This window comes from Nocardioides sp. 31GB23, from assembly GCF_040012395.1.
GTDB lineage: Bacteria > Actinomycetota > Actinomycetes > Propionibacteriales > Nocardioidaceae > Nocardioides > Nocardioides salarius.
In genome coordinates this window covers 19,522-45,556 of sequence record NZ_JBDYKJ010000003.1, presented here as the reverse complement: position 1 = coordinate 45,556, position 26,035 = coordinate 19,522, and the positions used below count along the sequence as shown (strand labels likewise).

Below are 26,035 nucleotides of genomic sequence, written 5' to 3'. Positions count from 1 at the left end.
GGCCTGAACCAGCCGGGACCGGCCTAGACCACGGCCGACCAGTAGGCCCAGGTGAAGACGGCCACGCCGACGACCATGCCGCCGTGGGCGAGCACCGAGAGCCCCGGCCCGGTCGACCAGGTGTCCTCGGTGCCGGCCTGCGCGTGCTTGCCCTTCGAGGGCAGCCAGCGGGCCAGGATCAGCAGGCCGACCAGCGCCACGACCCACCACAGGCCCAGCGCGACGACGCCGAGCAGCGAGCCGCCCAGGGCGGTGTCGGCGGGCGCGACGAGGAAGACCAGCCAGAGCACCAGCGCCAGGGCGCCGGCGCCGGTGTGCACCGCGAGCCAGCGGCGACCCACGTCGATGCGCCGCGCGGCGCCGTCCGCTCGGCCGAGGCGGACACGGGTGAGCACGACCACCACCGCCGCGAGGGCGGTGAGCACGTAGACGACGACCTGGGAGGACACCCGCGTGAGTGTGCCCTACGGCTCGTGGCGTGCGCCACGCTCCCCGGCAGCCCCAGGAGCCCCGTCGTCCTCCAGCTGGGCGGCCAGCCGGTCGAGCAGCGCGTCGACCTCCGACATCCGGTAGCCGCGGAAGGCCAGCGAGAAGCGGACCCGGCGCAGGTCGTCGCCCACGAGGCGCCCGGCCGGCACGCTGACGTCGGGCCGGTCGTCGTGCTCGAGCGCCATCGGGGTGCCGCGACCGGAGGCGACCATGGCGATGGCGCCCAGCACCAGCACCAGCAGGATGGCGAGGAACCACATCATCGCGGCGGTGCCTCCTCGCTGCCGGGGCGCTGCACGGCCGCCACGTGGCGCACCGCCTCCTCGACGTCGTCGGTGAGGTGGATCAGGTCGAGGTCGGCGGCCGAGATCTTGCCGTCGGCCAGCACCGTGTCGCGCATCCAGTCCAGCAGCCCGCTCCAGTAGTCGACGCCGACCAGCACGATCGGGAAGCGGGTGACCTTCTTGGTCTGCACCAGCGTGATCGCCTCGAAGAGCTCGTCGAGGGTGCCGACGCCGCCGGGCAGCACCACGAAGCCCTGCGAGTACTTCACGAACATGGTCTTGCGCACGAAGAAGTAGCGGAAGTTGATGCCGACGTCGACCCACTCGTTGAGCCCGGCCTCGAAGGGCAGCTCGATGCCGAGCCCGACGCTGGTGCCGCCGGCGTCGCAGGCGCCCTTGTTGGCCGCCTCCATCGCCCCGGGGCCGCCGCCGGTGACGACCGCGTAGCCGGCCTCGACCAGCAGCCGGCCCAGCCGCTCGCCCTGCGCGTACGACGGGTGGTCCGACGGCGTGCGCGCGGAGCCGAAGACCGCGATCGCGGGCCCCAGCTCGGCCAGGGCGCCGAAGCCCTCGACGAACTCGGCCTGGATGCGCAGCACCCGCCACGGGTCGGTGTGCACCCACTCGGCGCCACCGGCGGAGTCGAGCAGGCGCTGGTCGGTGGTGGTGGCGTCCTCGGTGCGGGTGAAGACCGGGCCCTTGAAGCGCCCGCGCAGCCGCGACACCTCAGGCCCCCGCCTGCTCGGCGCCGCCCGAGGCACCCGTGGCGCCGGTCAGCCAGGCGTGCAGGGCCCGCTCGCAGTGCTCGATCTCGGCGACCGGCACGTGCTCGTCGGCCTTGTGCGCGAAGAGGGGGTCGCCCGGGCCGTAGTTGACCGCGGGGACGCCCAGCGCGGTGAAGCGGGCCACGTCGGTCCAGCCGAACTTGGGGGCGACCCCGCCGCCGACCGCCGCGACGAACTCCTGGGCCGCGGGCCGGTCGAGCCCGGGCATCGCGGCAGCGCCGAGGTCGGTGAGCCTGACGTCGTAGCCCTCGAAGAACTCGTGCACGAAGGCCTGCGCCTCGTCGGTGGAGCGGTCGGGGGCGAAGCGGTAGTTGACCTCGACGACGCACTCGTCGGGCACCACGTTGCCGGCGACGCCGCCGCGGATCGCGACCGCGTTGAGGCCCTCGTGGTACTCCAGCCCGTCGATGACCGGGCGCCGTGCCTCGTAGGCGTTGAGACGGGCCAGGACGTCGGCGGCGCCGTGGATGGCGTTGACGCCCTTCCAGGAGCGCGCCGAGTGGGCCCGCTCGCCGGTGGTGCGCACGTCGACGCGCAGGGTGCCCTGGCAGCCGGCCTCGACGCCGGCGTTGGAGGGCTCCATCAGGATCGCGAAGTCGGCCTCGAGCAGGTCGGGGCGCTGCTCGGCGACCATCTTGAGCCCGTTGTGCTCCTCCTCGATCTCCTCGGCCTCGTAGAGCACGAAGGTCACGTCGCGCACCGGCTCGGGCACGGTGGCCGCCAGGCGCAGGATCACCGCGTCGCCGCCCTTCATGTCGCAGGTGCCCAGCCCGTGCAGGATCCCCGTCTCCTCGTCGAGGCGGCTGGGGAAGTTGCCGTTGACCGGCACCGTGTCGAGGTGCCCCGCGAGCACCACCCGCTCGGCGCGGCCCAGGTCGGTGCGCGCCACCACGGTGTTGCCCAGGCGCGTCACGCTCAGGTGGCCCAGCGCCTCCAGCGCCGTCTGCACCGCGTCGGCGATGCGCTGCTCGTCGCGGCTGACCGACTCGATGTCGCACAGCTGGCGGGTCAGCGTCACCACGTCGGCGCCGAGGTCGAGGGCGACCGGGCCGCTCGTCGTACCGGCGGCCGGGCTGGTCTGGGGGCTGGTCATGGCGCCCATCCAACCAGCCGCTCCCCCGCCCCGGGCGGGGTGCGCGCCGCCGACCCCGACAGTTCATCCCCCTGTCCCAGAACTGGAACACGTTCTAGTATGGGCCCATGCGCAACGGCCTCGTCCTGTTCACCTCCGACCGCGGCATCACCCCGGCCGCCCTGGCGAGCGCCGCGGAGGAGCGTGGCTTCGACACCTTCTACGTGCCCGAGCACACCCACATCCCCGTACGCCGCGACGCGGCGCACCCGGGCACCGGCGACGAGACGCTGCCCGACGACCGCTACACCCGCACCCTCGACCCGTGGATCTCCCTGGCCACCGCGGCCGCGGTGACCAGCCGCATCCGGCTCTCGACCGCGGTGGCGCTGCCGGTGGAGTCCGACCCGATCACGCTGGCCAAGCAGGTCGCCACCCTCGACCACCTCTCCGGCGGCCGGGTCGAGATCGGCGCGGGCTTCGGCTGGAACACCGACGAGCTGGCCGACCACGGCGTCCCCGCCGGCCGGCGCCGCACCGTGCTCAGGGAGTACGTCGAGGCGATGCGCGCGCTGTGGACGCAGGAGGAGGCGGCCTACGACGGCGAGTTCGTCTCCTTCGGCCCCAGCTGGGCCTGGCCGAAGCCGGCGCGCCACGTGCCCCTGGTGATCGGCGCGGGAGCGGGGCCCAGGACGTTCGACTGGATCGCCCGGCACGCCGACGGCTGGATGACCACCCCGCAGCAGCGCGACATCACCGACCAGATCGGCGCGCTGCAGCGGGCCTGGGCCGCCGCCGGCCGCGAGGGCCGGCCCGACGTACGGGTCCTGGTCGCCTTCAGGCCCGACCCCGACGACCTGGCCGCCTGGGCCGAGGCCGGCGCGACCGAGCTGATCTGGGGGGTGCCCGACAAGGAGCCCGACGAGGTGCTGGCGAGCCTCGACCGGCTCGCCGCGCGCCTGGGCCTCGCGCCCGAGCCGCTGCTGGGCTGAGCGCGCGAGGCCGGCCGGGACCCCTCACGAGCGCCAGAACCCCTCATTTGAGGGAGTGCGTAGCGGCAGGCGGTGGGCCTAGCGTGGACGCACGGCGCAGGAGTCGTCCACGTCTCCCACCGTGAGCGGAGGAGCACCCGATGACCCTGCAGACCCCGATGATCCTCGGCCCCGGCGAGGGCGAGCACTGGCACTTCCTCAACACCCTGCAGACCCTGCAGGTCGACGGCAAGCGCAGCGACGGCGCGATGACCGCCCTGCTCTTCGAGGGGCCGCGGGGCTTCGGCCCGCCGCTGCACAGCCACGACGTCGAGGACGAGCTCTTCCACGTGCTGGCCGGCGAGATCCGCTTCATGACAGGCGACATCAGCGAGGTCGTCGGCGAGGGCGGCACCGTCTTCCTGCCCAAGCAGCAGGCGCACCAGTTCCAGGTGCTGTCGGCGACCGCGAAGGTCCTCCAGGTCACCACCCCGGCCCAGTTCGACGACTTCGTGCGCACCCTGGGCACGCCGGCAGAGGCCGCCGAGCTGCCCGAGCCGACCGAGGTCGACGGCGCCCGGGTCGCCGAGGTCTGCGCCCAGTTCCAGATCCAGGTGCTGGGCCCGCCCCCGCCGCCGCTCGACTGAGCGGCGGCAGCGGCGGGCGTTCAGGCCTTCGCGACCGCGACGACCGCCTTCTCGCCGTCCCCGACGGTCACCGGGGTGCCCGGGTGGTCGACGTTCGAGGTGACCTCGTAGGCCGTCGCCAGCGTCTCGCCGGTGATCAGCTCGCGGTGCGTCGACGCGGCGGACTGCACGGCCTCCGAGCCGGCGATCGTCAGCACGATCCGGTCGGAGACCTCGAAGCCGGCGTCGCGGCGGGCCTGCTGGACCGCGCGCACCAGGTCGCGGGCCAGGCCCTCGGCGGCCAGCTCGTCGGTGACCACGGTGTCGAGCACCACGAACCCGCCGCCGGGCAGCATCCCGATCGCGTCGGTCGACTCGGCCGAGCCGGCGACGGTCTCGAGGGTGTACTCGCCCTCGACGAGCGCCAGCCCGCCTGCGGTCACGGTGCCGTCCTCGGCCACCGACCAGTCCCCCGACTTCGAGCCCTTGATGGCGTGCTGGACGTCCTTGCCCAGCCGGGGTCCGGCGGCGCGCGCGTTGACCGTCAGCCGCTGCGAGACGCCGTACGACGCCGCCTCGGGCGCGTCGGCGCCCAGCAGCCGCACCGAGCGCACGTTGACCTCGTCGGCGACGATCGGCTCGAAGCCCTCGAGCGCCGCGGGGTCGGCCACGACCACGGTCAGCTGCGACAGCGGCAGCCGGTTGCGCAGCGAGCGGGCCTTGCGCAGCGCCGAGGTGGCCGAGCAGACCTCGCGCACCTGGTCCATCGCCGCGACCAGCCGGTCGTCGGCGGGCAGCTCGCCGGCGCCCGGCCAGTCGGCCAGGTGCACCGAGCGCCCGCCGGTCAGGCCGCGCCAGATCTCCTCGGTGGCCAGCGGCATCAGCGGTGCGGTGACCCGGCAGACCGTCTCGAGCACCGTGCAGAGGGTGTCGAAGGGGGCGGTGTCGTCGGCGTCCCAGAACCGCTCGCGCGAGCGGCGGATGTACCAGTTGGTCAGCACGTCGAGGAACGAGCGGGTCGCGTCGCACGCCTCGGCGACGGCGTACGAGTCGAGCGAGGTGGTCATCTGCTCGACGTACTGCCCGCACTTGGCCAGCAGGTAGCGGTCGAGCCGGTCGGTCGAGGCGGTGGAGAGCTGCGCGTCGACGGAGCCCGCGTTGGCGTAGAGCTGGAAGAAGTACCAGCTGTTCCACAGCGGCATCAGCACCTGGCGCACCGAGTCGCGGATGCCCTGCTCGGTGACCACGAGGTTGCCGCCGCGCAGGATCGGGCTCGACATCAGGAACCAGCGCATCGCGTCGGCGCCGTCGCGGTCGAAGACCTCGCGGACGTCGGGGTAGTTGCGCAGGCTCTTGCTCATCTTGTTGCCGTCGGAGCCGAGCACGATGCCGTGGCTGATGCAGTTCTCGAAGGCCGGCTTGTCGAAGAGCGCGGTCGCCAGGATGTGCAGCGTGTAGAACCAGCCGCGGGTCTGGCCGATGTACTCGACGATGAAGTCGGCCGGGAAGTGGCCGGGGTGGCCGTCGGTGCCGTTGAACCACTCGGCGTTCTCGAACGGGTAGTGCACCTGGGCGTAGGACATCGACCCGGAGTCGAACCACACGTCGAGCACGTCGGGCACCCGGCGCATCATCGACTTCCCGGTCGGGTCGTCGGGGTTCGGGCGCACGAGCTCGTCGACGAAGGGGCGGTGCAGGTCGGGCTCGCCGGCGTGGTTGCGCGGCAGGTCGCCGAAGTCGCGCTCGATGTCGGCGAAGGAGCCGTAGACGTCGAGGCGCGGGTAGGCCGGGTCGTCGCTCTTCCACACCGGCACCGGGGAGCCCCAGAAGCGGTTGCGGGTGATCGACCAGTCGCGGGCGTTCTCCAGCCAGCGGCCGAACTGGCCGTCCTGGATGTGGTCGGGCACCCAGTTGATCTGCTGGTTGAGCTCGAGCATCCGCTGCTTGATCGCGGTGACCTCGACGAACCACGACGAGACGCCCTTGTAGATCAGCGGCTCGCGGCAGCGCCAGCAGTGCGGGTAGGAGTGGTCGTAGGTCTCGCGGCGCAGCAGGATCGTGCCCGGCGTGACCGCCCCGTTGGTTGAGCTTGCCGAAACCCCGTACGCCTTCGTCACGGCCTTCAGGTCGTCGATGATCTGCAGGTTCGCGTCGAAGACCTGGAGCCCGGCGTAGTCGTCGACCGGGTGCGTGAAGCGTCCGTCCTTGCCGACCGGCATCACCGCCTCGATGCCCTCGCGGTCGGTGACCTCCTTGTCGACCTCACCGAAGGCGCCGGCGGTGTGCACCAGCCCGGTGCCGTCGGTGGTGGTGACGGCGTCGTCGGCGGCGACCACGCGGAAGGCGTTCGCGTGGCCCACGAAGTAGGAGAAGGGCGGGGTGTAGGTGCGCCCGACCAGGTCGGCGCCGCGGTAGCGGCCCAGCACCTCGATGTCGTCGGTCGAGCCCGTCGAGGTCAGCTCCTTGGCGTACGACGCCAGCCGGGCCTCGGCGAGCAGGTAGCGCGCCGTGGTGTCGGTGCCCGGCACGCCGGCCTCCACGACGACGTACTCGATCTCGGAGCCGACCATCACCGCGAGGTTGGAGGTCAGGGTCCACGGGGTGGTGGTCCAGATCAGCAGGTGGGCGCCGTCGAGGACCTCGTCGTCGCCGGTCGCGTCGAGCGCGTAGCCGACGGTGACCGCGGGGTCCTGGCGGTTCTGGTAGACGTCGTCGTCCATGCGCAGCTCGTGGTTCGACAGCGGCGTCTCGTCGTTCCAGCAGTAGGGCAGCACCCGGAAGCCCTCGTAGACCAGGCCCTTCTCGTGCAGCTGCGAGAACGCCCACATGACCGACTCCATGTAGTCGGGGTTCATGGTGCGGTAGTCGTTGTCGAAGTCGACCCAGCGCGCCTGGCGGGTCACGTAGTCGCGCCACTCGCCGGTGTAGGTCATCACCGACTCGCGACAGGCGTCGTTGAACTTGTCGATGCCCATCTCGACGATCTCGTCGGTGGTCTTGATGCCGTTGAGGCGCATCGCCTCGAGCTCGGCGGGCAGCCCGTGGGTGTCCCAGCCGAAGCGGCGCTCGACGCAGCGCCCGCGCATCGTCTGGTAGCGCGGGATCAGGTCCTTGACGTAGCCGGTGAGCAGGTGGCCGTAGTGCGGCAGCCCGTTGGCGAACGGCGGCCCGTCGTAGAAGACGAACTCGTTCTCGCCGTGCTCCCCCGCGTCGCGCTGGTCGATGCTCGCCTGGAAGGTGCCGTCGGCGGCCCAGTAGGCCAGCACCCGCTCCTCGATCTCGGGGAAGCGCGGGCTCGACGGGACGGCGGCGCCATGGGCGTCGGTGGAGACCTTCGGGTAGGTCACGGCTGCTCCTGGGGTACGTCGGTCGTCGGGGCTTGCTGCCACGAGGACGACTCCCCTGCCGGGGTCCGCGGTACCACCTCGCTTGCCTCCGCGGATGAAGCTGCGGGGGCCGCTCGTTGCGGGCTGTGACGGGCCTACCCGTCCGGTTCTACTGAGCCCCGCTTCGCCCGTTGGTCGAGCTCGTCGAGACCGTTCTTCCGGAGGCTCGCCGCTGATGACGGCTCAGACGCCTGTTGCGACGATCGTACGCCGCCGCCCCGGCCGCCCCGCAATCCGATCGCGACCCGGCCCGAACCGACCATTCAGTGCGGCTCGAGCCAGGCCAGCACCCGCTGCGCTGCCTCGTCGGGGGTGAGCGCGGCGTTGTCGAGGCGCAGGTGCTCGACGTCGGCCAGCAGCTCGTCGGCCAGGGTCGGCTCGAGCGGGTCGGTGTTCATCCGGAGCCGCTGCTCCATGTCGCGAAGGTTCGAGTCCGACCACACCAGGTCGGCCTTCGAGGGTTTCGCCGCGATCCGGTCGGCGCCGCCGTTGCGGCTCAGCCTCGTCTCGAGGTCGGCGTACAGCTCGACCCAGCGCACGGGGAGCCCAGCCTCGCGGTAGGGCGCGACCATCTGGCCCACCAGGTCGGCCTCCACGGGGTCGTCGACGCCCCACACGAGAGTGAAGACCAGCCTCAGCCCGTGCTCGACGGCCTCCTCGAGCACCCGGCGGCGGAACTCCAGCGTGAGCCGCTCGAAGGACGGTGTCCCGTGCCCGAACACCTCCAGCAGCGGCTCGACCGTGTGGTGGTTGTGGAAGAGCCGGAAGTCGCTGCGCGCGCAGATGGCGCGACCCACCGTCATCTTGCCCACCGCGGGCGGGCCGGTGATCAGCAGCAGCTCTCCGGTCATGGCCGGACCGTACGTCGCCCCGGCACCCTGCGCGAGCAGGTTTGCGCCGGGTCGCCGGGAGATCCAGGCCGGGTCAGCGCGAAGTATGGGCCGGGTCAGCGGGAGATTCGGGCCGGGTCAGCTCGGGGTGAGGACGTCGTCGGGCACCACGGTGAGGCCGTGGGCGTGGGCGGCGTCGAGCAGGCGGCGGCGTACGTCGGCGTGGACGGCCGCCGGCAGCTCCTCGAGCACGATGCGGCGCACCGCCCCGTGGCGGAAGGCGGGAGTGCCGTCGGGGGTGTGCACCAGCAGGCCCGACTCGACGGCCCGCGCGAGGGGGGCGGGGCCGACGGCGTCCTCGACCACGCCGGCGGGCACCAGCGCACCGGCGACGGCGCTGACCCCGACGGCCAGCAGGGCCAGCGGGTCGAGCGCCGCGAGGCGGCGGTGCACCGAGGCGGTCAGGGCGCGAGCCAGCCGGGGGGCGTGGTCGGTGGGGTCGGGGGCCGCGCCCGCGGCGGCGAACTCGGCACGCAGCTCGGGGTCGTCGAGGATCGCCCGCAGCACCGCGGGGTTGCCGGCGCTGGCACGGTGGTAGGCCGAGACCAGCCCCGAGGCGTTCGTGAGCTTCTCGCCCAGCGCGTCGCCGACCACGTCGGCCACACCGGCGCGCTCGAGGGAGCCCAGCTCGACGAGCGTGCACTCGTTGGCCCCGGAGACCTCGGGCACGGCGGAGTGCGCCCCGGCCAGCAGCGGCGCCCGGGAGCGGTGGCAGCGGCGCACCACCTCGGTGCGCTGCGCGGGGTCGCACAGGTCGGCGTCGTCGAGCACCACCAGGACCTTGTCGCGACCGGCGAGCATCGGCTCGAGGTCGTCGACCAGCTCGAGCGTCGAGCCGGCCCAGGGCCGCGGACGCAACCGGCCCACGCGCACTCCCTCGGTGACCGCGCGGCGCGCGACCTCGTCGAGGATCGTGCTGACGCCGGCCCCGGGGCGGCCGCGCACGACGGCGGGGCGCACCTCGCGCACCACGACCTCGAGGATCGCCAGCTCGCGGTTGCGGCCGCGCACCAGCAGCGGCGCGGGGGTGCGAGCGCGGGTGGTGGAGGACATCAAGCGATCCCTCCGGTCGACGTACGGCGCAGGGCGCCGACCCGCTCCCCCCGAGCAGGTAGACCCAGGGTAGGCGCTGTGCCGAGCGCTGCCAATGGCCTGCGACACATGAGTGCACGGTCGTCCACCGGTGGGGAGGGTGCCGCGAGGTCGCGCGGACTTTCCTAGGCTGGGCCCCGTGACCGCCAACGACGCCGCCCCCACGACCACCACCCCTGCCCGCACCACCGGTCCTGCCTGGGGCCACGGCCTGGCCACCGTCACGGCCGACGGCACCGTGCTCGACACCTGGTTCCCCGAGCCGCGGCTGGGCGCCCGCCCCGACGAGGAGGAGCACGCCCCCAAGGCGCTGCTCGACCTCGAGGGCAGCGACCACGCCCGCGGCGTGCGCCGTGAGGTGCGCCTGGTCGAGATCGCCGACCTGCAGCAGCCCCCGGCCGACACCGCCGACGTGTGGCTGCGCCTGCACCTGCTCTCCCACCGCCTGGTGCGCCCCCACGGCGTCTCGATGGACGGCGTCTTCGGCAAGCTGACCAACGTCGTGTGGACCTCCGCCGGGCCGTGCGCGGTGGAGGACTTCGAGCTGGCCCGGGCCCGGATGAAGGCCGGCGGCACCCACGTCGCGGTCTACGGCATCGACAAGTTCCCGCGGATGACCGACTACGTCGCCCCGACCGGGGTGCGCATCGCCGACGCCGACCGGGTGCGCCTGGGCGCCCACCTGGCCGAGGGCACCACCGTCATGCACGAGGGCTTCGTGAACTTCAACGCCGGCACCCTGGGCTCCTCGATGGTCGAGGGCCGGATCTCGGCCGGTGTCGTCGTCGGCGAGGGCAGCGACATCGGCGGCGGTGCCTCGATCATGGGCACCCTCTCGGGCGGCGGCACCGCGGTCATCTCGATCGGCGAGCGCTGCCTGCTGGGCGCCAACGCCGGCATCGGCATCTCGCTGGGCGACGACTGCGTCGTCGAGGCCGGTTGCTACGTCACCGCCGGCACCAAGGTCACCATGGCCGACCCCGAGGGCGGCGAGGCCCGGGTGGTCAAGGCCGCCGACCTCTCCGGCGCCGACAACGTGCTCTTCCGCCGCAACTCGGTCTCCGGCGCCGTCGAGGCCGTGGCGTGGAAGGGCGAGGGCATCGCCCTCAACGCCGACCTGCACGCCAACTGAGCCAGCCGCCGAGCCGGCAGCCCACCCAGCCGCCCACCCGGCTCAGCGTCCTCTTGGGGTCGTCGCGGACGATGTCCCCATGAGGAAGCTCGTCCCCGCCGTCGCGATCACCCTGGCCCTGGCCGGGGTGGTCGCGCTCGGCGTGTGGGTCGTGCTCGACCGGGCCGGCGTGGTCTTCACCACCCGCACCTGCACCGCCAGCGTCGACGGGCTCGACGTCGAGCTGACCGCGCAGCAGGCCGAGAACGCGGGGCTGATCGCGGCGATCGGCGTACGCCGCGGCCTGCCGGCGCGCGCGGTGTCGATCGCGCTGGCCACCGCCTACCAGGAGTCGAAGATCCTCAACCTCGACTCCGGCGACCGCGACTCGCTGGGCATCTTCCAGCAGCGCCCCTCGCAGGGCTGGGGCACCGAGCAGCAGCTGCAGGACCCCGTCTACGCCACCAACGCCTTCTACGACGCCCTGGTCGAGGTCACCGGCTACCGCGAGATGGAGGTGACCGAGGCCGCCCAGGCGGTGCAGCGCTCCGGCTTCCCCGACGCCTACGCCGACCACGAGGCCGACGCGCGGGTGCTCGCCTCGGCGCTGACCGGCAACTCACGCGCCGCCCTGAGCTGCGAGGTGCCGGGCAGCGCCGACGAGGTCAATCCCGAGCTGCGCGAGGTCGGGCTGACCTTCCGGGCCGACCAGCTGCGCAAGGACGTCACCTCGGTCTTCGGCGAGCTGTCGCTGGGCGGCTACGCCCCCGGCGGGGTCAGCTCGGGCCACCAGGAGGGCTCGGCGCACTACGAGGGCCGCGCGGTCGACATCTTCGTGCGCCCGGTCTCGGAGCCCAACAAGGTGCGCGGCTGGGCGATCGCGCACTACCTGGTCACCCAGGCCGAGCGGCTCTCGGTGGCCACCGTGATCTTCGACGGCCGGATCTGGACGGCCCGCCGCTCGGGCCAGGGCTGGCGCGACTACGACGTCGACACCTCCGAGGCCTCCGAGGCGACCGCCGCGATCCTCGAGCACCGCGACCACGTGCACGTCGACGTCTTCGCCTGACCCCTGGTCCCGCCCTCGGCACTCGGGGTCCCCATCCGGGGTATTCCCGATGCGCGGGCAGGCCCGGCGCTGCCAGACTCCGAGCATGCCCGAGACCAGCACTCCCGAGCCCCGCACCTCGCCCCGCACCGAGCCCGCCGCCAGCGCCCGCGCGCTGACCAAGGTGTACGGCGCCGACCAGGCGCAGGTGCGCGCCCTCGACGGGGTCGACGTCGACCTGCAGCGCGGTGAGTTCACCGCGATCATGGGCCCCTCGGGCTCGGGCAAGTCGACCCTGATGCACTGCCTGGCGGCGCTCGACACCCCCACCGGCGGCGAGGTGGTCGTCGACGGCACCTCGCTGGGCGGGCTCAAGGACAAGGACCTCACCACGCTGCGGCGCGAGAAGGTCGGCTTCGTCTTCCAGGCCTTCAACCTGATCCCGACCCTGACCGCCCGCGAGAACATCCTGCTGCCGCTCGACCTGGCGGGCCGCAAGCCCGACCAGGAGTGGTTCGACGAGGTCGTCGACGCGGTGGGGCTGCGCCCCCGGCTGGGCCACCGCCCGAGCGAGATGTCGGGTGGTCAGCAGCAGCGGGTGGCCTGCGCCCGCGCGCTGGTCAGCCGGCCCGCGATCGTCTTCGCCGACGAGCCGACCGGCAACCTCGACTCCACCAGCTCCGCGGAGGTGCTGGGCTTCCTGCGTCGCAGCGTCGACGAGCTCGCGCAGACGGTCGTGATGGTCACCCACGACCCGGTGGCGGCGTCGTACACCGACCGGATCCTGTTCCTGGCCGACGGCCGCATCGTCGACGAGCTGCGCGAGCCCGACCGCGAGTCGGTGCTGGAGCGGATGGGTCGCCTGCAGAGCGCGGCCGTGCCGCCGCAGGCGGGCTGAGCCGTGTTCCGACTGACCTGGCGCAGCCTGCTGGCGCGCAAGGCCCGGCTGGCGATGAGCACCCTGGCGATCGTGCTGGGCATCGGCTTCCTGGGCGGCGTGCTGACCTTCAGCAGCGGCCTGTCCACGACGTTCGACGGCATCATCGAGGGCTCGACGTCCGACGGGCTGGTGCGCCCCGCGGGCACGGCGTCGTTCGAGGCGGTGGGGGCCGGCTCGACGGCCACCGTCTCCCCCGACGAGGTCGCGGCCCTCGAGGCGCTGCCCGAGGTGGCGCGCGCCGACGGCAGCGTCGACGGCCTGGGCCTCTACGTCCTCGACGGCGACGACAAGCTCGTCGGCACCGGCGGCGCGCCGACCCTGGCCTTCAACTACGCCGCGAGCCCCAACATGGCCGGCGAGCCGATCCTGGTGCTCGACGGCGGGCGCTGGCCCGAGGCCGACGGCGAGATCGCGCTCGACACCGCGGCCGCCGAGAACGCCGGCTACGAGCTGGGCGACCTGGTCACCGTCATCCCGCCGGGAATCATCGGCTCGGGACCGATCACCCGCGAGCTCGAGCTCGTCGGCCTGGCCGGCTTCAACGGCGGCGCCGGCACCGCCGGCAGCACCCTGGTGATCTTCTCCACCGACGGCGCGCAGGAGATGTTCCTGGGCGGCGAGGACGCCTTCACCTCGGTGACGCTGACCGCCGCCGCGGGCGTCACCCAGGCCGACCTGGTGGCCGCGGCGGACGAGGTGCTGCCCGCGGGCTACGAGGCGGTCACCGGCGACGAGGTGGCGCAGGAGTCGCAGTCGTCGGTCGGGGAGTTCCTCGGCTTCATCGACATCTTCCTGGGCACCTTCGCGGTGATCGCGGTCATCGTCGGCGGCTTCATCATCGCCAACACCTTCTCCATCCTGGTCGCCCAGCGGGTGCGCGAGCTGGCGCTGCTGCGCGCCCTGGGTGCCAGCCGGGTGCAGGTACGCCGCTCGGTGCTGCTCGAGGCGGGGCTCACCGCCCTGGTCGGCTCCACGCTCGGCCTGGTGCTCGGCCTGGGCCTGGCCCGCGGCCTGGCCGCGCTCTTCGGCAGCTTCGGCCTGGAGATCAACGGCGCGGTGCTGACCCTGACGCCGGGCACGGTCGCGGCGGCGTACGCCGTCGGGCTGGGCGTGACGCTGCTGTCGGCCTACCTGCCGGCGCGGCGCGCCTCGCGGGTGGCCCCGGTCGCGGCGATGCGCGAGGAGTCCGCCACCCCCGAGCAGGGCCTGGGCCGGCGCACCGCGGTCGGGGTGGTGCTGCTGGTGGTCGGCGCCGGAGCAGCGGCCGCTGGCGTGGTCGGCGCCCCCGGCAACGACGCGCTGTGGATCGGGGCCGGCGCGGTGGTGTGGGTGCTGACCGCGGCCGCGATCAGCCCGGTGCTGGGCCGCCCGGTGCTGCTCGGCGCGCGGCGGGTCTTCAGCGGCCTCTTCGGCACCACCGGCCGCCTGGCCGGCGACAACGCGCTGCGCAACCCGCGCCGCACCGGCGCGACCGCCTCGGCGCTGATGATCGGGCTGACCCTGGTCTCGGCGGTCGGGGTGCTGGCCGCGTCGATGGCGGCCTCGACCGACAAGCTCGTCGACGACCAGTTCGAGGCCGACTTCCTGGTGCAGTCACCGGTCTTCGGCAGCTTCCCGGTCGCGATCGGCGACCAGATGGCGCAGGTCGACGGGGTGGCGGTGCTGGCGCGCCAGCAGGGCGTGCTGGCCACGCTCGGCGACGACGAGGAGCCGACGTACATCGTGGCCGCCGACGACGCCTTCGGCGACGTCTACGACCTCACGCTCACCGAGGGTGCCGCGCAGCCGGGCGCCGGCCAGGCGGTCGTCAGCGCCGACACCGCCGCCGAGCGCGACCTCGAGGTCGGCTCGACGATCGAGCTCGGCTTCCCGGGCGCCGGCCCGGTCGAGGTGGAGGTCGCGGGCATCATCGACGACACCCCCGTCGCCGGGCCGGTCAACGTCGGCTTCGACGTGCTCGAGGAGGCCGGCGTACGCCGCGTCGACACCAGCCTGAGCGTCAACACCGAGCCCGGCTCGTCGCCGGCGCAGGTGCAGGAGGTCCAGGACGAGCTCGACGCGATCGTCGCCGACCTGCCGATCGTCGCGGTGCAGGACAAGGAGGAGTTCGCCGACTCCATCACCGCGCAGATCAACCAGCTGCTCTACATCGTCTACGGGCTGCTCGCGCTGTCGGTGGTGATCGCGGTGATCGGCATCGTCAACACCCTGAGCCTCAGCGTGCTCGAGCGCACCCGTGAGATCGGGCTGCTGCGCGCCGTGGGCCTCTCCCGCCCCCGGCTGCGGCGGATGGTGACCCTGGAGTCGGTGACCATCTCGCTGATGGGCGCGGTGCTGGGCCTGGGGCTGGGCGTGGTGATCGGGGTGCTGCTGCAGCGCTCGCTGCGCGAGGACCTCTCCGAGCTGGCCCTGCCCTGGACCAGCCTGGTGGCCTTCCTGGCGGTCTCGGTGCTCTTCGGCGTCGTCGCCTCGATCCTCCCGGCGATCCGGGCCTCGCGGATGAACGTGCTGGAGGCGATCGCGACGGAGTAGGCGGGGCCGGGCGCGCGGGTCCTTCGACCCTGTGTCCCGGACCGGGCCCGCCCTAGCGTGGGCCCCCCGACCCGGAGGTGCCTCCATGACCGACCAGCCCACGTCCGCCCCCGGCCTGGCGCTCGTCCTCGACGCCGGGTGCCGGTCGATCGAGCAGAGCATCGACGACTACCTGTCCGCCCGAGGCGGTCCGGCGGCCACGGCACAGCGGTTGCAGGAGGCGGTCACGTCGTTGCGCCGGCACATCTTCGCGCAGGAGGAGCTGCTCCTCCCGCTGCTGCGCGGGACGACGCTCGACGGGCCCGCCCATGCCATGTCGGTCGACCACCTCCAGCTGTGGGACACCCTCGACCGGGTGGAGGCGGGCCTCGCCGCGCCGACCGACCCCGAGGTCCGCCGCACCGCGGCACGGATCCTGCAGGCCGAGCTCGACCGGCACACCACCAAGGAGCGCCCGATCATCTTCGACCACGTCGAGGACGTGCTCAGCCCCGAGCAGCAGCGGGAGGTCGCGGAGCGGATCGAGGCCGTCGAGATGCCGCCCGGCTGGGTCTGCCCCGACCCCTCGCGCGACTGAGGCGCGTCCGGGGGTCCTGCGGACCAGCACGGAACTCGTGGATCTCCCGGCTACGGGACCTGTGCCAGCCGCCACGTCACCGGGCTCAGCGGGTCGGGCTCGTAGCAGCAGTAGGTGCCGGTGCGCAGGCGCCGCGAGAGGTGGGCGCCGAGGTCGGGGTGCTCGGCGCCCAGGCGGGCCAGGGCGTAGCGCAGCGAGCGCGTCACGCTGGTGCGCGCCCGCTCGGCCGAGCCGCCGGTACGCCGGTCGCGCCCGCCCAGGCCGACCGCCCGGGCCAGCTCGTCGACGAGGTAGTCGCGGTCGCGTCGGGCCACCTCCTCGCGGGCCAGGTCGTGGGTCAGCACCGCCTCGTCGAGGTCCTCCTCGACCTCGGCGAGCCGGCGCCGGTAGGCCGCCTTGGCCACCTCGTCGAGCACCAGCAGGCCGCTGCTGTCGACCCGCGTGACGCCCTCCGGCGCCTGCGGCGCGGCCTCGGCCGCGACCAGGTCGAGCACGTGCACCTCCCGCCCCGGGCAGGCCAGCAGCCGCGCCAGGTAGCGCAGTCCCTTCAGGTCGGGCAGCACCCGTTCCACCTCGCCGAGCGCGACCCGCCAGCTGGTGCCCACCGGCTCGAGGACCGCCACCGCGGGCGCCACCGGCCGCGGGCCCGCCTCGGCCCCGGCCAGGCGTCGTACGTCGAGGGCGGCACCGAACGCCTCGTACGCCGCCAGCGCGGCGTCCCGCTCGAGCCCGGCCGCCTCGGGGCGACCGGCCGCGTCGAGCGCCGCGGCCAGCACCTCGCGCGCCCCGGCGGTCTCGTAGGGCGCCTCGGCGTCGGCCCAGGCGGCCACCGCGGCCGCGGCCGGGTCGACGGCGGGGCGACCGGCGGCCAGCTCGGCGCGGGCCCGGGCCAGCGCCGCGGCGGCCGCCAGGTCCGGCCCGGCCCACCGGGCGGCGATCTCCTCGAGCCGGTCGGCGGCCTCGGCCACGAGCGCCGCCCGCCCCAGCGCCGCGGCGATCTCGGCCTGCGCCTCCAGCAGCGGCGCCACGCGCAGCTCGACGAAGGGCGGCCGCTCCTTGGAGGGCATCGGCAACGGGTGCGCGACGGCCTCCTGCACCAGGACCAGGGCCTCCGCGCCGCGCCCCTGCGCGAGGCGCAGCAGGGCGAGGGCGGGCTGCGGGCACCAGGCGTGCTCGTGGGCCTGGAGCAGCGCCTCCTCGGCGCCGGCCAGGTCGCCGCGGCGCAGCCGGATGGTCCCGAGCTCGACCAGGGGCCAGCCGAACTCGCGCCGCATCCACGGCCGCAGCTCCTCGCAGGCCGCCACCGCCTCGGCCTCGGCGAGGTCGCCGGGACCCGACCGGCGCAGCATCTCGGCGCGGTGCACCCGGCAGCGGCCGTTGATGCCGCCGACGGCGCGGCCCGCGCGCCACCGGTCCATCACCTCGGTCCACTCCTGGGCCCGGTCGTGGCGACCGACCCCCTCGGCGGCGCAGACCAGCTCGCACAGCATCATCCCGGCGGTGAGCGGGTCCACCCGCTCGGAGGTGAGCTCGAGGGCGACCTCGTCGAGCAGCTCGAGCCCCTCCTCGACCGCTCCGTCGATGATGCGCAGGCGGGCCAGGGTGGTGCGGCCCACGACGACCGCCGAGGCCACATCGCGCTCCTGGCCCAGGGCGACCGCTCGCCGGGCCAGCTCCTCGGCACCGGTCATGTCGCCGCTGAAGAACCGCTCGTAGCCGGCCACCATCGCCACCACGGCCCACACCGGCGACTGCGGCGTGGGCGCCAGCAGCGCCTCGGCGCGCCGGCACCAGCAGCGCACGGTCGCCATCAGTCCCGAGTCGATGAGCAGGTGCAGCGCCGTCATCGCCGCCGCCCGGCCCGCGCGCTCGGTCTCGCCGCGCCGGTCGTGCAGCGTGTGCAGGCGCTCCCACGCGCCGATGCAACGCTCGAGGTCGCCGGCGCCGTAGTAGGCCCCGGCCGCCACCTCGAGGGCGTCGGGCTGAGTGGGGCCGTCCTCGTCGACCAGGCCCGCGACCCCGGTCAGGGCGTCGACCCAGGCGCCGGCGTCGAGGGCGGCGCGAGCCTGGTCGAGGGTCACTGTCCCACTGTGACACCGATTGTCACGCCGTAGGGGGGACAGCACTCCCCATCCAACGACAGGTGATCCCCATGCGCGTCAACCAGCACGACCTGCCCGTCAAGATCGACGCCCCCGGCGCCGTCGCCCGCCAGCTGCCCGACATCGGTCTGGCCGAGGGCCCGTTGGCCGCCGAGTGGTTCTCCCTGGCGGCCGGCACCGACATCGCCCCGCTGCTCGCGGGGCTGCCCGGTGACGCCTGCCAGGCCACCCACGTCGGCTACGTCATCTCCGGGGCGCTCGTGGTCAGCTACACCGGCGGCGACCAGGAGCGCTGCGCCGGCGGCGACCTCTTCCACTGGCCCGCCGGGCACAGCGTGCGGGTCGAGGAGGACGCCGAGGTCATCCTCTTCAGCCCCTCCCACGCCCACACCGTCGTGCTCGACCACATGCTGGGGGTGATGGGGGCGGCGGTCTGAGGCCGCCGCGTGGGAGTTTCATCGGGCGCCCGACAAAACTCTCGTCACCCCCACGAAGGTTCAGTCAGGCAGCGCGAGTTCCATCGGGTCCCCGATGAACCTTCAGCCGGCCGCCAGCCGCGCCACGGCCGCCGCGACCCGCTCGTCGGTGGCGGTGAAGGCGACCCGCACGTGGCGGGCGCCGGCGCGGCCGTAGAAGGCGCCGGGGGCGGCGAGGATGCCGCGCTCGGCGAGCCAGGCCACGGTCTCCCAGCAGTCCTGCTCGACGCCGTCGACCACGCGGGTCGACCACAGGTAGAGCGACGACTCGGAGTGGTCGACGCGGAAGCCCGCGCCCTCCAGCGCCGCCCGCAACGACGTACGCCGCGCGGCGTAGCGGGCGTGCTGCTCGTCGGCGTGGGCGTCGTCGTCGAGCGCGGCGACCATCGCGTGCTGCATCGGCCCGGGCATGATCAGCCCGAGGTTCTTGCGCACCGCGAGCAGCTCGCCCACCAGCGCCGGGTCACCGGCCACGAAGGAGCAGCGGTAGCCCGCGAGGTTGGAGCGCTTCGAGAGCGAGTGCACCGCGAGGATGCCCTCGAGCGAGCCGCCGTTGATGTCGGGGTGCAGCACCGAGACGGGCCGCTCACCCTCCCAGGAGCACTCGATGTAGCACTCGTCGGAGACCAGCACGGTGCCGCGCTCGCGGCACCAGTCGACGACCTTGCGCAGGTGCGCCGGCGGCAGCACCCGCCCGGTCGGGTTCGAGGGCGAGTTCAGCCACAGCAGCGCCGGCACCTCGGGCCCGAAGGAGGTCAGCGAGTCGGTGGCGACACCGGTCGCGCCGCACAGCGCTGCCCCGACCTCGTACGTCGGGTAGGCCAGCTCGGGGTAGGCGACCACGTCGCCGGTCCCCACGCCCAGGTGCAGGGGCAGGGTCGCGACCAGCTCCTTGGAGCCGATCGAGGGGATCACGGCGTCGAGCCCGAGCCCGGGCACGCCGCTGACCCCGTGGCGCCGCTCGAGCCAGTCGAGGCAGGCCCGGCGGGTGCGCTCGAGGCCGATGGTGACCGGGTAGCCCGGCGAGTCGGTGGCCGCGGCCAGCGCCGCCCGGGCGACGTCGGGCGTCGGGTCGACGGGGGTGCCGACGGACAGGTCGACCAGGCCGTCGGGGTGGGCGCGCGCGGTGGCGGCGTACGCCGTCAGCTTGTCCCAGGGGAAGTCGGGCAGGCGGGCCGAGACCGGCCCGCCCGCCCGGCGACGCTGGTTCAGGAGTCCTGGTTCTGCGGCGGGAGGGCGGCGACCATCGGGTGGTCCTTGTCGATCTCGCCCATCTTGGCGGCACCGCCCGGCGAGCCGAGGTCGTCGAAGAAGTGCACGTTGGCGTCGTAGTAGCCCTTCCACTCCTCCGGGGTGTCGTCCTCGTAGAAGATCGCCTCGACCGGGCAGACCGGCTCGCAGGCGCCGCAGTCGACGCACTCGTCGGGGTGGATGTAGAGCATCCGCTTGCCCTCGTAGATGCAGTCGACGGGGCACTCGTCGACGCAGGCGCGGTCCTTGAGGTCGACGCACGGCTGGGAGATGACGTAGGTCACCGGTTCCTCCTCGGAGGCGGGGTCAGCGGGTTTCAGCGATGGATCTGCATGGTGGCGGCGTCCGGAGGACACCGACCCTCAGCCTAGTATCCCGTCGTGCCTGAGTCGTCGGAAGCCCACCCTTCGGGAGCGGCGTCGCCGCCCCCCGGGGCCCCGCACCTGGGCCCGCACGTGGTGGGCACCCGGGTGGTGGTGCGCAGCGTCGTACGTCGCGACGGGGCGCCCGGGGTCGTCGAGACCGGGCCCAGCGGCGGCCCCGCGATGACCGACGTGCTCGGCACCTGCCTGGCGTGGGGCGAGGGGGTCTGCGTGGTGCAGCCCGCCGACGGCGAGCCGGTGACGATCGCGATCGGCGACATCGTGGCCGGCAAGCCCGTGCCGCCGCGGGCCTCGGTGCGCCAGCGGGTCTCGGCGCGCGAGGCCGAGGCGCACTCCTTCGTGCTCTTCCCCGACGTGGAGCGCCGCGACGTCGGCGAGTGGGTGCTGCGCAGCGACCCGGCCCCGATCGGGCGCCTCCACAAGCGCGCCAACTCAGCGCTCGCGATGGGCGACCCGGGCTGCGGCCTCGACGAGGCCGAGCGTGCGGTCCTCGACTTCTACGCCGAGCGGGGCCGCGAGCCGATGGTGGCCGTCGAGGCCGAGAGCGACGTCGAGGCGGCCTTCCGCGAGCGCGGCTGGGTGGGCCGCCCGAGCGGCGAGGTGGAGTTCCGCCTGGGCTCGCTGGTGGCCGTACGCCGCCGCCGGCGCGGCCGCGGGCGGGGCCTGGGCGTGGTGGCCCTCGAGGGCGACCGCGACGAGCGGGTGCACGTGGTGGTGCCCGGGCCGGCCGAGCCGCTGGCCGAGGGCCGGGGCGCGGTGCACGACGACTGGCTGGGCCTCAACGGCCTGCGCACCCACCTCGCGCACCGCCGCCAGGGACTGGCCGGCGAGGTCCTCGACGCGCTGCTCGAGTGGGGCGCCGAGCGCGGCGCGATGACGGTGTGGCTGCACGTCGAGACCGACAACCCCGCCGCCTGCGCCCTCTACGACGACCTGGGGCTGGCGGTGCACCACGTGGGGCGCTACCTGGTGCCGGGCGCCCCTGCATGAGTCCCCGGCCGGCCGGGGACTCCTGCGCATGTCAGGGGTTGCAACACCCCACAAGCGCAGGAGACCCCTGACAAGTCCGGACCCCAGGGCCGCCGGAAGCCCCCCTCACTCCCCGTCCCGTACGCCGACACCTTCCGACCGGCTGTGCCCCGGACCGGCCGACGCGGCGCTGCCGTCGTCGTTGCCGTAGGACAGGGCGCGGAAGACCCGTTCGGCGCCGGCCGTGACGGGGATCCACCAGGCCCGCTGGAAGGCGAGGACCAGGGTGCCGGCGACCAGCATCCCGGCGAGGTTGATGCCGAGCTGGGCCAGGGAGCCGAGGATCTCGCCGACCTCGAGGAAGGCCATGCCCAGGGCCAGGTTGCCGGCGGCGGGCACGGTGGTGACGCTGATGAAGACGCCGACCATGGTGGAGGTCTTCTGGATCGACAGCGCCAGCACGCCCACCGAGCCGGCGATCAGGGCCACCACCAGCGACCACTGGTCGGGGCGCCAGATGAAGCCGGTGTTGGGGCGCGGCCCGGTCACGTCGGCCACGTCGATCATCCCGGTGAGCCGGCCCAGCACGCACAGCAGGCCGACGACCGCGATGGCCAGCACGAAGGAGAGCACCAGCAGCTGCAGGCTGCGGCGTACGAGCCGCCAGCGGCCCAGCACGATGCCGGCGCTGGCGCTGGCGACGACCGCGAAGTCGGGGCCGACCACCATCGCGCCGACCACCAGCACCGCCGAGTCGGTGAGCACCGCGACCGCGCCGAGCGCGACGGCCAGCACCAGGAACAGGTGGTAGGAGACGGTGGGGTCGGCGCCGCTCTCGGCGTCGGCGGCGACCTGCTCCCAGATCACCGCGTCGTCGGGGTGGCCGGCGGCCACGGCCTCGAGCTCCTCGGCGCGGTCGAAGGGCGCCCCGCTGGGCTCGACGACCAGGATCGAGCCGCGCTCCTTGAGCCCGCAGCGCTCCAGCTTGTCGATCAGCGCGCCGGCCTTCTCGCGGGCCACGTCGCACTCGAGCAGGTCGCCGGGCGGGTCGAGCACCGCGTCGCGCTGCAGGGTGACGTTGGTGATCCACTCCTTCGCGCAGAGCGTCTCGCGCACGGAGTCGGTCAGGTCGGCGGGCGCGGTGAGCCGCAGGTGGACGATCACCTGCTCACGATAGGGCCAGGTCGGCCCGTCGGGCGGCGCTCAGCCCCCGGAGCCCCCGCCGCCGGCCGGCTTGCACTCCACGCCGTCGGAGGGCGTGTAGACGGTGTTGAACTTCTCGGTGCGCTCCAGCTCCGACTCCCCCGCGCGGCGGAAGTAGCGCCACACGTTGATGGAGAAGCCCGCGGAGCCCTCGTAGGCGTAGCAGTCCTCGCCCGAGAGGGTCCGGGTGGTCGGCTGGGTGTAGTCGTAGCGCTCCCCGGTCTTGGAGGAGATGTCCCAGTAGTCGGTGGAGTAGAAGGTCGCGGTGACCACGCCGGTGCCGGTGGCGTCGCCGGGGGTGACGTTGGTGTCGATGAGGATGCCGTAGGGCGTGTCGTTCTTGAAGCGCAGGTCGATCGCGCCCCACGCCACGGTCGCCTCGCGCCCGACCGGGTAGCGGTCGATGTAGAACGAGTGCGGCTTGTGCTCGACGTCCTCGAGGCCGGCGAAGAAGGCGGCGTTGAACAGGGTGGTGGCCATCTGCGAGACGCCGCCGCCGAGGTCCTCCTTGAGGATGCCGTTGGAGATGATGAAGCCCTCGGTGAAGCCGTTCTCGCGGGTCCGCTCCCCCACCGTGTCGTTCATCGAGAACGTCTCGCCGGGCGCCAGCACAGTGCCGTCGATGATCTCGGCGGCGCGCCCGATGTTGACGTTGCGGTACTCCGCGTTGGGGTAGTAGGTGGTGAAGGTCGAGACCTGCTCGCGGATCTGCAGCTCACGGGCGTCCTTGGTGGTGAAGTCGGGCTTCTCGACGCGGGCCTCGACCTCGATGCTGCGCCTGCCCTCGCGGCGTACGACGACCTGGAGCAGCGCGTCGCTGACGTCGCCGGGGTCGTAGGCCAGGCCGGGCTTGCCCGGCACCACCGTGGGCTTGCCGTCGACGAGCGCCACGGTGGCGTCGACGGGGGCGCCGTCGCCGGCGGTCGCGGAGTCGACGAGCCCGGCGAGCTTCTTGGTCTTCACGGCCGGCTCGAGGGCGCCGTCGACGGCCTTGAGCCGCACCACGGGTGCGTACTGCTGCGGGTCGAGGGTCACGCTCGCGTCGCCGAAGTCGAGCGAGACCGGCGCCGACATGGCGGGGTTGGCGAACTCCTCGACGGCCCGGTCGACGTCGGCGGCGTCGATGTCGGGCTCGACCTCGGTGACCTCGAGCTCGGTGGTCGCACCCTCCTCGCCGCCGGCCTGGTCGACGTACGCCGCCACGAGGGCAGCGCGCGAGGCCTCGAGGTCGAGCTCGCGACCGGTCTGGGGCTTGGTCGTCTTGACGCCGTTGGTCGTGAGCTTGACCTGGCCGTCGACGGCGGGCTCGGCGACGTCGTCGGCGAGCCCGCCCAGGGCGTCGTCGAGGGCCGGCTCGTCGACGTCGACGACGGGGTCGAGGTCCTGGCCGCCGGTGAAGAAGTCCCAGAGCCGGTCGGGGGCCCAGGAGCGGCGCCCGCCGGCCTCGGCGACCGAGGCGGCGGTGTCGACCGACAGCCCGGCCTCGGCCGGGTCGATCTCGCGGGTACCGGCGCCGGGCACCTTGATGCTCAGCGGCTCACCGAGGCGCTCGTCGAGCCCGGCGACCAGGGTGCGCTCGGCGCGGGCGGGGCTGCGCCCGCCGACGTCGACGCCGGCGATGGTGGTGCCGCGAGGCACCTTGTCGCCGGCCACGGCACCGGCCACGGCGTAGCCGCCGGCGGCCAGCGTCACGAGCACGCCGAGCACCAGCACCACGGCCTTGGCGCCGCTGGACTCGCGGTCGTCGGAGGGTCGCTTGGGGTCTCGGCTCACGCGAGCCACTCTAAAAGCCACCACCTACAGCGTTGAATCCTCGACCGCGCTCGTCGTCGGGTGGCGTCGCGGCACGCTCACCACCGCTCCCACCAGCACCACCAGGCCCAGGGTCAGCAGGGCGTAGCCGGCCAGGTCGGAGCCGACCAGGAAGTCGCCCTCGGGGCGCTGCTGGACCGCCTGCACCAGCAGCAGCACCAGCCCGAGCGCGAAGGCGACGCGGGTGGTGAAGCCGGGCGGGAGCGCGAGCAGCACCGCCACGACCGCGGCCGCGCCGAGGCCCAGGCCCCAACCGGTGGCGTGCACGAGCAGCACCGCCAGCCCGACCACGGCCCCCGCCAGCAGCAGGACCAGCACCCGCAGCGCGCGCCCGACGGTGGGCAGCAGGGCGGGCCGCAGGGTGGGCCGCAGCGCGCTCAGAGCCCCGCGAAGAGGTCGGTCTCGAGGCCGTCCTCCCCCACCGGCCCGAGCTCGCCCTTGACCAGGCGGTAGAACTCCACGCCCCAGGCCGTGGCGCCGACGTTGTTGGACAGGGCGAAGAACGGCCCGTCGGTGGTGATCTGGGTGGCGTGGGCGGCCAGCGCGGCCATCTTCGTGTCGACGTAGTCGGTCGCGTCGACACCGCAGGCGAGGTCCTCGTCGGCGGTGACGAAGTGCGGCAGCGGGCCGTCGGGGTCCATGCCCTCGAAGGTGGTGGTGTCGCCGGCGTCGCGCAGCGCGCGCAGCCCGGCGCGCATCCGGCTCTCCGACATGGCGCCCCAGTAGATCTTGGCGACGTCGTGGGCCGCGCCGAGCTCCTTGCGGTACGACGGCACCGCGGCGAGCTGGGCGGCGTACATCGCGACCCGGTGGGCCTGGATGTGGTCGGGGTGGCCGTAGCCGCCGAACTGGTCGTAGGTGACGAGCACCTGCGGGCGGACCTCGCGGATGACCTCGACGAGCAGGTCGGCGGCCTCGGTGAGGTCGGCGCGCCAGAAGGCGTTGTCGTGGATGTCGTCGGCGGCGACGGCGTGGCCGTCGGCGTGCCACTTCATGCCGGAGTCGCGGAAGCGCCCGAAGCCGCCGAGGAAGCGGTGGTCGGTGACGCCGAGGGCCTTCATCGCCGCGTCGAGCTCGGTGCGGCGGTGCTCGCCGAGGCGGTCCTCGCGGTCGGCGGCGAGGTGCTCGAGCTCGGGGACGAGGATCTCGCCCATCTCGCCGGCGGTGCAGGTCACCAGGGTGACGCCGCGGCCCTGGGCGACGTACTTGGCCATCGTGGCGCCCTGGCCGATCGACTCGTCGTCGGGGTGGGCGTGCACGAGGAGCAGGCGCTGGTCGCCGGAGGTCGTGGAGGTGGAGGGCATGGGCACGATCCTAGGAGTGCGCGCCAGGGCGCTTGATCCGCCGGGGGCCGCTCGGCAGCTCGAGGGGCGCGACCGGCTGGGCGGCGCTGGCGACGGTGTCGTCGTCGAGCCAGCCGTCGTGCTCGTCGACGAGCACCTCGACCAGCAGCTGCGGGGCGTCGGTGAGCACCGCCCAGGGGTGGTCCTCGTCGTCGTCCTCGCCGGCCAGGCGCTCGCGCTCGAGGCGGGCCTCGTAGCCGTCGGCGCGCAGCCGGCGCTGCACCTCGGTGGCGTCGTCCTCGTCGAAGAGCACCGCGCGCAGCACCCCGCGGTGCTGCTCGGTCTCGGCGGTGCGCAGCACGTGGCGCAACTCGGGCAGGAAGGGCCGGTCGGCGACCATCCAGTCCAGCCCGCCGGGGCCGTCGAGCCCGTCGGCGCCGACCCAGGTGAGCCGGTCGTGCTCGCGGGGCTCGGGCTCGCCGTCGACGAGGCGGGCCACCGCCACCCGCAGCTCGAGCTGGTCGTCGATGACGCTGGCGCCGCTCAACCAGGCGCTCACCTCGATGGTGCAGCCGAGCTCCTCGGCGATCTCGCGCTCGAGCGCGTCGGCGGGCTTCTCGCCGGGCTCGACCTTGCCGCCCGGCAGCTCCCAGCGGCCCGCGGCCTCGGGTGGCGTCGTACGCCGCGCGGCCAGCACCCGCGCGGCCCGCACGATCGCCGCCCCCACCACCAGTCGCCGCTCACCCACGCCCC

General features: G+C 73.9%; 24 protein-coding genes. 9 read left to right on the top strand and 15 right to left on the bottom strand.

What is annotated here, in order from left to right:
- Positions 1–23 precede the first annotated feature (23 nt).
- The 4 genes from ABKW28_RS01415 to dapE are packed head-to-tail and all read right to left on the bottom strand — an operon-like array spanning position 24 to position 2,651.
- The gene (locus ABKW28_RS01415; RefSeq protein WP_348605859.1) at positions 24–449 is read right to left on the bottom strand and encodes a hypothetical protein; all 426 of its coding nucleotides are present in this window, start codon (positions 447–449) and stop codon (positions 24–26) included.
- A gap of 15 nt (positions 450–464) precedes the next feature.
- A complete protein-coding gene (locus ABKW28_RS01410; protein ID WP_348605857.1) occupies positions 465–752 on the bottom strand; it encodes a DivIVA domain-containing protein in 288 nt (95 codons plus the stop codon).
- Positions 749–1,498: a TIGR00730 family Rossman fold protein gene (locus ABKW28_RS01405; protein WP_193669076.1), complete on the bottom strand. Its 750-nt coding sequence runs from the start codon at positions 1,496–1,498 to the stop codon at positions 749–751. The genes ABKW28_RS01410 and ABKW28_RS01405 overlap by 4 nt, the downstream gene beginning before the upstream one ends.
- 1 nt (position 1,499) lies before the next feature.
- On the bottom strand, positions 1,500–2,651 hold the full coding sequence (gene dapE, locus ABKW28_RS01400; protein ID WP_348605855.1) for a succinyl-diaminopimelate desuccinylase: 1,152 nt from the start codon (positions 2,649–2,651) through the stop codon (positions 1,500–1,502).
- A 107-nt stretch (positions 2,652–2,758) separates the two neighbouring features.
- Here dapE and ABKW28_RS01395 point away from each other — a divergent pair, with 107 nt between their 5' ends.
- On the top strand, positions 2,759–3,622 hold the full coding sequence (locus ABKW28_RS01395; RefSeq protein WP_193669074.1) for an LLM class F420-dependent oxidoreductase: 864 nt from the start codon (positions 2,759–2,761) through the stop codon (positions 3,620–3,622).
- Between the two features lie 140 nt (positions 3,623–3,762).
- On the top strand, positions 3,763–4,248 hold the full coding sequence (locus ABKW28_RS01390) for a cupin domain-containing protein (RefSeq protein WP_193669073.1): 486 nt from the start codon (positions 3,763–3,765) through the stop codon (positions 4,246–4,248).
- A 20-nt stretch (positions 4,249–4,268) separates the two neighbouring features.
- Here the strand turns inward: ABKW28_RS01390 and ileS are convergent, their stop codons facing one another.
- The 3 genes from ileS to ABKW28_RS01375 all read right to left on the bottom strand — a co-directional run bounded on the left by ileS (position 4,269) and on the right by ABKW28_RS01375 (position 9,556).
- A complete protein-coding gene (ileS, locus tag ABKW28_RS01385) occupies positions 4,269–7,574 on the bottom strand; it encodes an isoleucine--tRNA ligase (protein WP_348605853.1) in 3,306 nt (1,101 codons plus the stop codon).
- A 302-nt stretch (positions 7,575–7,876) separates the two neighbouring features.
- A complete protein-coding gene (locus tag ABKW28_RS01380; RefSeq protein ID WP_348605851.1) occupies positions 7,877–8,464 on the bottom strand; it encodes an AAA family ATPase in 588 nt (195 codons plus the stop codon).
- Between the two features lie 117 nt (positions 8,465–8,581).
- Positions 8,582–9,556, bottom strand: coding sequence for a hypothetical protein (locus tag ABKW28_RS01375; RefSeq protein ID WP_348605849.1), 975 nt, complete (start codon positions 9,554–9,556; stop codon positions 8,582–8,584).
- 178 nt (positions 9,557–9,734) lie between these two features.
- On the opposite strand from ABKW28_RS01375, the gene dapD reads away from it, so the two are divergent.
- The 5 genes from dapD to ABKW28_RS01350 all read left to right on the top strand — a co-directional run bounded on the left by dapD (position 9,735) and on the right by ABKW28_RS01350 (position 15,803).
- Positions 9,735–10,727 (top strand): 2,3,4,5-tetrahydropyridine-2,6-dicarboxylate N-succinyltransferase, encoded by a 993-nt coding sequence (gene dapD, locus ABKW28_RS01370; protein WP_193669069.1) that lies wholly within the window; start codon positions 9,735–9,737, stop codon positions 10,725–10,727.
- Between the two features lie 79 nt (positions 10,728–10,806).
- Positions 10,807–11,775, top strand: a complete 969-nt coding sequence (locus ABKW28_RS01365) for a hypothetical protein (RefSeq protein WP_348605847.1) — start codon at positions 10,807–10,809, stop codon at positions 11,773–11,775.
- A gap of 85 nt (positions 11,776–11,860) precedes the next feature.
- Entirely contained in the window at positions 11,861–12,652 is a 792-nt protein-coding gene (locus ABKW28_RS01360; RefSeq protein WP_348605845.1) for an ABC transporter ATP-binding protein, read from the top strand.
- A 3-nt stretch (positions 12,653–12,655) separates the two neighbouring features.
- Complete coding sequence (locus ABKW28_RS01355) at positions 12,656–15,226, top strand: FtsX-like permease family protein (RefSeq protein ID WP_348605843.1); 2,571 nt, start codon at positions 12,656–12,658, stop codon at positions 15,224–15,226.
- An 85-nt stretch (positions 15,227–15,311) separates the two neighbouring features.
- Entirely contained in the window at positions 15,312–15,803 is a 492-nt protein-coding gene (locus ABKW28_RS01350) for a hemerythrin domain-containing protein (RefSeq protein WP_348605841.1), read from the top strand.
- 50 nt (positions 15,804–15,853) lie between these two features.
- Here ABKW28_RS01350 and ABKW28_RS01345 read toward each other — a convergent pair whose 3' ends face one another.
- On the bottom strand, positions 15,854–17,884 hold the full coding sequence (locus tag ABKW28_RS01345) for a hypothetical protein (RefSeq protein ID WP_348605839.1): 2,031 nt from the start codon (positions 17,882–17,884) through the stop codon (positions 15,854–15,856).
- A 71-nt stretch (positions 17,885–17,955) separates the two neighbouring features.
- Here ABKW28_RS01345 and ABKW28_RS01340 point away from each other — a divergent pair, with 71 nt between their 5' ends.
- Positions 17,956–18,342, top strand: a complete 387-nt coding sequence (locus ABKW28_RS01340) for a hypothetical protein (RefSeq protein ID WP_348605836.1) — start codon at positions 17,956–17,958, stop codon at positions 18,340–18,342.
- A gap of 102 nt (positions 18,343–18,444) precedes the next feature.
- On the opposite strand, the gene dapC is transcribed toward ABKW28_RS01340, so the two are convergent.
- Entirely contained in the window at positions 18,445–19,593 is a 1,149-nt protein-coding gene (gene dapC, locus ABKW28_RS01335; protein ID WP_348605945.1) for a succinyldiaminopimelate transaminase, read from the bottom strand.
- Positions 19,590–19,916 (bottom strand): ferredoxin, encoded by a 327-nt coding sequence (fdxA, locus tag ABKW28_RS01330; RefSeq protein WP_179615637.1) that lies wholly within the window; start codon positions 19,914–19,916, stop codon positions 19,590–19,592. Before fdxA ends, dapC begins: the two co-directional genes overlap by 4 nt.
- 96 nt (positions 19,917–20,012) lie before the next feature.
- Here fdxA and ABKW28_RS01325 point away from each other — a divergent pair, with 96 nt between their 5' ends.
- Positions 20,013–21,005: a GNAT family N-acetyltransferase gene (locus ABKW28_RS01325; protein WP_348605834.1), complete on the top strand. Its 993-nt coding sequence runs from the start codon at positions 20,013–20,015 to the stop codon at positions 21,003–21,005.
- 105 nt (positions 21,006–21,110) lie between these two features.
- Here the strand turns inward: ABKW28_RS01325 and ABKW28_RS01320 are convergent, their stop codons facing one another.
- Genes ABKW28_RS01320 through ABKW28_RS01300 form a run of 5 tightly spaced genes read right to left on the bottom strand, consistent with a single transcriptional unit; the run spans position 21,111 to position 26,030 of the window.
- Entirely contained in the window at positions 21,111–22,148 is a 1,038-nt protein-coding gene (locus ABKW28_RS01320; RefSeq protein ID WP_348605832.1) for a DUF389 domain-containing protein, read from the bottom strand.
- Positions 22,149–22,187: 39 nt separating this feature from the next.
- Positions 22,188–23,960: a VanW family protein gene (locus ABKW28_RS01315; RefSeq protein ID WP_348605830.1), complete on the bottom strand. Its 1,773-nt coding sequence runs from the start codon at positions 23,958–23,960 to the stop codon at positions 22,188–22,190.
- A gap of 24 nt (positions 23,961–23,984) precedes the next feature.
- Complete coding sequence (locus ABKW28_RS01310) at positions 23,985–24,317, bottom strand: hypothetical protein (RefSeq protein WP_348605828.1); 333 nt, start codon at positions 24,315–24,317, stop codon at positions 23,985–23,987.
- 59 nt (positions 24,318–24,376) lie between these two features.
- Positions 24,377–25,303, bottom strand: a complete 927-nt coding sequence (gene mshB, locus ABKW28_RS01305; RefSeq protein WP_348605826.1) for an N-acetyl-1-D-myo-inositol-2-amino-2-deoxy-alpha-D-glucopyranoside deacetylase — start codon at positions 25,301–25,303, stop codon at positions 24,377–24,379.
- A 10-nt stretch (positions 25,304–25,313) separates the two neighbouring features.
- Positions 25,314–26,030, bottom strand: coding sequence for an NUDIX domain-containing protein (locus tag ABKW28_RS01300; RefSeq protein WP_348605824.1), 717 nt, complete (start codon positions 26,028–26,030; stop codon positions 25,314–25,316).
- Positions 26,031–26,035: the final 5 nt, after the last annotated feature.